At 37.5% G+C, this 5,346-nt stretch carries 3 protein-coding genes; all 3 read right to left on the bottom strand.

Annotated features, from left to right (window positions below):
- Window positions 1–1,476: 1,476 nt before the first annotated feature.
- Window positions 1,477–3,900 carry a GumC family protein gene (locus ACYVAA_RS22115; protein WP_460546092.1) on the bottom strand — a complete coding sequence of 808 codons (2,424 nt, stop codon included), beginning with the start codon at window positions 3,898–3,900 and terminating at the stop codon, window positions 1,477–1,479.
- A gap of 1 nt (window position 3,901) precedes the next feature.
- Window positions 3,902–4,645, bottom strand: a complete 744-nt coding sequence (locus tag ACYVAA_RS22110; protein WP_460546090.1) for a polysaccharide biosynthesis/export family protein — start codon at window positions 4,643–4,645, stop codon at window positions 3,902–3,904.
- A 477-nt stretch (window positions 4,646–5,122) separates the two neighbouring features.
- Window positions 5,123–5,346, bottom strand: a 224-nt coding sequence (locus ACYVAA_RS22105; protein WP_460546089.1) for a GDP-mannose 4,6-dehydratase, incomplete at its 5' end; no start/stop codon positions are given.

The raw sequence follows: 5,346 nt of genomic DNA, 5'->3' as shown, positions 1-5,346 counted from the left end.
TCTGCCTTTTCTTTATCGCTCAGTACGAATACCTTTCGGTGAGTCGCACCATAAAGTGGTTTGTGAAGTCTGGCTGACAGCCTACACGATGGGCCGACCATCATCTTTTCAACAGCATGCGAAGAACTTATTCCTCCGCTTCAAGGCACACATATGTATATCCGCAAAGACACCAGTAGCTCTAAGTTAGCAAACGATCTCTCACAGAATGCACAGAAACCCACAGAAAAGTTTTTTTTAGTTCCGTGAAATTTTGTGGAATCTGTGAGAAATAAATTTACTGGTGTAATTCCGGATAATCGTAATTAACAAAATGATAAAATTCTTAGTTTCTTATTTTTCTCCTTCCAATTCCCAGTCTCCACTATGCGAATACTCTCCACTGTTCGTATCTTATCAAAGGCAGTTTTTTAGCCAAAATCAACTATTTAAAATGACCAGTATTTTTCTATCAAAAAAAGTCACCAATTATGGCCACACACAGCGTTGCCACGTCAGTCCCATTTGTAGTTTCATTCAATGTCCTCCTCATTAGAGCTACAATAACAAAACTCTCCAAGACCTCTAAAATAATCGAATTGACAATAACACCATCACTGTCGCCAACGGATTAATTGTTGCTAACAACCACACTCCTTCTTCACAAACTTTGCTGCAAATATGGGCTATTTTTTTTCAAAAAATTACTTTTTAAACAACTTTTTTAAATAAAATATCTAAAAAACAGCATTTTATTAAATAATTATTAACAGTAAAAAATTGTATCTCTTAACAAAATAGCACAAAGTCAATCTTAAATCTATAATAGGTCGCTTGCCCTTTAAGAGGTGGAGTTCTTTCTACCAGTCATCGTAATGACCAAAAAGTTATACATTTTTTATTTCGAAGGAGGAAAGGCTTTTCCACTAAGGCTATATGCAGAAGCCGCGTGGATCTCAATGACGGTAGTGCACCTATTTCACTACTTTTTAAACTGAACTTAGGTTAATCAGAAAACACCTCCCCGATCTTTGTCTTGGCTGGCCCGTCCGACTGAATTGAAAAGGTCTTGATGAGGCTGTTTGATAAGTCAGGAGGGGAATCATTTCACCTAATATTTTTGGGTTTATGATTTCTAATCTCTTCCGACTAAGTACTTCAAAACATTATCTTGGATAAAGTTCTTAATTGAAATCTACAAATTTGGGCGGCAATTCATATTCGCTATTGACATTTGTCCGGCAAAAACATGAGCTTCATGGAGTAGTTTAGCCTGGGGATGCAACCCCAGGCTTCTATGATTTGCCCCTTTAGCGTGTTCTTACTCATTGCCAGTTATAACCATAACGGAAAAGCTAAACTTTTTTCGACATCAAACAGGGATTGCTTCGCTCCATTTGGCTTTGTTAGCACTGATGTTATAAAAGCAGGACTGCTACATTATGACTTAATATGTGCTCCTACAGATCTCTACTAGATTAAACCTCCATAAAACATTCAAGCCCTTTTTAATACCCTTTTATACCAAGGCGCCTTTTCTTCTTCATGATAACCATAACCATAACCATAACCATAACCATAGCCATAGCCATAACCTGAATTCCCCATATGCACATCATTAAACAGACCATATAGCTTTCTGACCCCTCCTCGTTCATGAAGGTCATTTAACAAATCTATATTCTCCTTTCGGGAATACTGCTGGCGAAGAACAAAGAGGTTAATATCTGCATATTTAAAAAGTTCTTTGGTTTCAGAAACCAAGCCTACAGGAGGACAATCGAGAATAACCACTTCATATTCTTCTTTCACTTCCTGCATCAATTGTTCAAACCTTTCTGATAGAAGGATTTCTGCGGGATTAGGAGGAATAGGCCCAGATAGTAATATATCAAGATTTTCAGTCCCACTTGAGAATACCAAATCCTTCCAACTCCTTTTAGAGCTTAAATAGGTACTTATCCCCTTATCATTGACCAGATTAAAATCCTCCGCAATCCTTGGTTTTCTCAGGTCCAAGCCCATTAATAACGTCTTTTTTCCTTTAATACAAAAGGCAGCAGCGGTATTCACTGCACAAAAGGTTTTGCCTTCACCAGAGATGGTAGAGGTAAATAAAATCGTCATCCTATCGTTCTTATTGGGACTTAAATAGGTCATATCAGCCCTCAAACTTCTAAAGGATTCCGTTAATGGGGATTTAGGGTTGGTGATTACAGGAATGGGGTTTTTCCCCTTCCCTCTTCCTATTTTAGCCACCACAGGTACTTTAGCCAATTTTTCAAGCTCTTTAACATCTTCAATCTTGACATTCAATAGGTCTCTTAAATATATCAATCCAACAGGCAGAATAAACCCTAAAAGTAGTCCCATTAAAAGGTTATTTCTACTTTTCGGAGCAATCAATGATCCTGCCCTGGCCCTATCCAATATCGAATTATCCGGGGCATTGGAAGCTTTGGTGATTTCTGCCTCAGCCCTCTTTTGCAATAAATAGACGTAAATGTCTTCGTTGACACTGAATTTACGCTGTATCCCCAATAATGCCCTTTCAGTCTCGGGAAGTCCATTGATTTGCTTTTCCACTTGCTTTATCTCCCCCTTTATCTCTCCTATTAAACCGGACATGTTTTTGATTGCCGAATTAATATTTTCCCACAATGCTTTTTTTGCGTTTTCCAATCGGGCATTCACATCCTTTACAGCCAAATTCTGCTCAGAGAAGTTGCTTTCCAGTCGTTTTTTTTCTGATTGCAACTCCACTAGTTTTTCCACCAACGTATTTACCATGGGATCATCTATCCCCACTAAAGAAGGCATTAGTAAATCGCCGTTATTATTGGATTGAACATACTCCCTTAGAGACTGATAATACTTTAGGCTAATTTCTGCTTGTGATTTATCCCCTTCTAAATTTTGTAACCGTTCAAATATCTGTGTTCCTTTTTCACTTAGGTCAAACACCATATTTTCAGATCGGTAATTTTCCAATTTGTCTTCAAAAAAGGTCAGGGAATCCGTAATGCCATGAAGTTGGTTTTCTATAAAGCGGATAGTATTTTCAGATGTTTTATTTTTTTGCTCCAGTTCTTTTTCTAAATATACCTCCATTAGTTTATTAAGGTAATCCTCTCCCATTCTTCTCACAGGAGTGTTTATACTTAATTCTAGTATGGAAGTCATCTTATCGGCCTGAGACACTCTTAAGTTACCACTATATGATCGAGCCAATGAAGGCGTGTCTATTAAACGGAAAAATACCACATCTCCTTTCTGAAGTCCCAAGTTCTCCATTTTAAATCGAAAGGACTCTCCCTCTATCCATTGGTTAAATTGAAAAGTCCCCTCTGGCAATGAGGCATTACCCAAGCCCATTTTATAAAAGGGATCCTTGGGACTAAAGAGCTGAAATTCTTCTTCATATGCAGCTATGTTCACTTCATTCCCCCCCCCGAAAGTTAGCTTATACATTCCACCGACAATTTGTTCATGCTCCCAATCTATTTCTATCTGGATCGGTGAATTCCCATAAACTCTCCTAAAACCAAAAACCCCCTCATTATAGAACTCTACGTTTAAGTTGAGTTCGTTAATTGTTTGCTCAGCCAAACTATAAGACTTAAAAACACCAATTTCATTATAAAATTGATTCCTGGACCCAAACATTCCAGCACCATCAAATAAGTTCAGCCCCATATTATTTCCCTTACCACTTTCTATTAATACGGTAGAATTCACTTCCCAAATAGGTGTAAGTGTTTTGTTATAAAAATAAGCTGAACCGCCACCAAGAACCATACATAGCACAATCCATGGCCAATACCTTAAGTATTTTGTCAAAAATTTATTTACATCAGATCCACCTCCCTGATTGATTTGAAATGCGGTAGATGATACTTCTTTTTGTTGAAAATTACTCATGTTATTTAATGAAGTTTAGCACTAAAGCAATGGCAGATATGGATGAAATAATAAGCGCCAAAGATTGTGAGGTATTCTCCCCTGCACCTAACTCTCTGACTTTCATCGGTTCCGCATAGAGCTGATCATTAGGCTGAATAAAGTAATAGGGGGATTTTATGATATTTCTATCGTTAAGATTGATTTTATGTATTTTAGAACCGTTAGGATATTGCCTGATCAGCAAGATCTCATCCCTTTTTGCCACTGTATTTAAATCTCCGGCATTGGCAATGGCCTCAAAGATCGTCATGCGGTCCTGTAGGACAACAAACTTTCCCGGACTTCGGAACTCGCCCAAGGCTGTATAACGAATTCCTCCTAATTTTACCCTTACATAAAGTTCTGAGGTAACGTATTTTCTAAGGGCATTTTCTATCGCCAGTCGGGCTTCCTCAATGGTGAGGTCTCTTACCAGTACATTCCCTGCTAAAGGGAGTCGAATATTCCCCTCTTTGTCCACCTGATACCCGGTCATGTAATAAATGTCTCCCCCTCCCTGTGCTCCTTGCATTCTTGTCGATTGCTGTGAATTTAAGGAGTTGAAGCCTTCTTTTAATATATCCTCTGCCGTAAGCACCTTTACATCAATAATATCATTGTATTGTAATCGGTACTCCGGCATATCATAGGTAATCAATTCACCCTCATTTAAGCCATTGCTGCCTTCTTCATTTTGTAAATAGATGATTTTTTTATTTGACATACAGGAGGTAACCGTTAGTACCAGTACAAATAAAGGGAATAAAAAAAAAGAACGTTGGTTATGCATTTTCACTCTCAGACTAGGTGTGGTGTTAATTTTTTTGTAAATATATAAAGATGATAGGAATATTCACTTTGACATCTCGAATAAAACCAGAACAGTTTTCTCTCCTGAGAAATAATGAAACTATTTAACTTTTCTTTAAGCCTTTTAAAAGAGCCTACTTAGGATATTTGACTTAGAAATAGGCTGAGACATTCAACTTCAGTCTCCTTCTTCTTTTGGTTAGAAAATTTTTGCAGGCCTGAACCTACTAGACGCTATTACATCTAACTTATGCCTACAATTAACCAAGAATTCAATAAATTATCCTTGTCAATCCTTTATGGTTTAGCAAGGCATTGAGAAATAGGCTCCAGTTACTGGTCGTAAGTAATCTAAAGGCAAACGTTTTTAACTCAACTCTCCAAAAGACAATTAAACAACTGATTTTAAATCTTTATACTTTTCCAAATACCAAGCCACTGTTTTCTTTATGCCACTTTCAAAATTTTCTTCAGCTCTCCAAGCCAAATTTTGCTCAATTTTAGAAGCATCTATCGCGTACCTTCGATCATGGCCTGCCCTATCTTCCACATAGGAAATCTGCTCCTTATAACTTCCATCAGCCTTAGGATAGATTTCATCCAACAATTCACAAA

Source organism: Echinicola sediminis, from assembly GCF_054777495.1.
The sequence above is the reverse complement of the archived record's forward strand: the minus strand, read 5'-3'. Positions and strand labels throughout refer to the sequence as shown.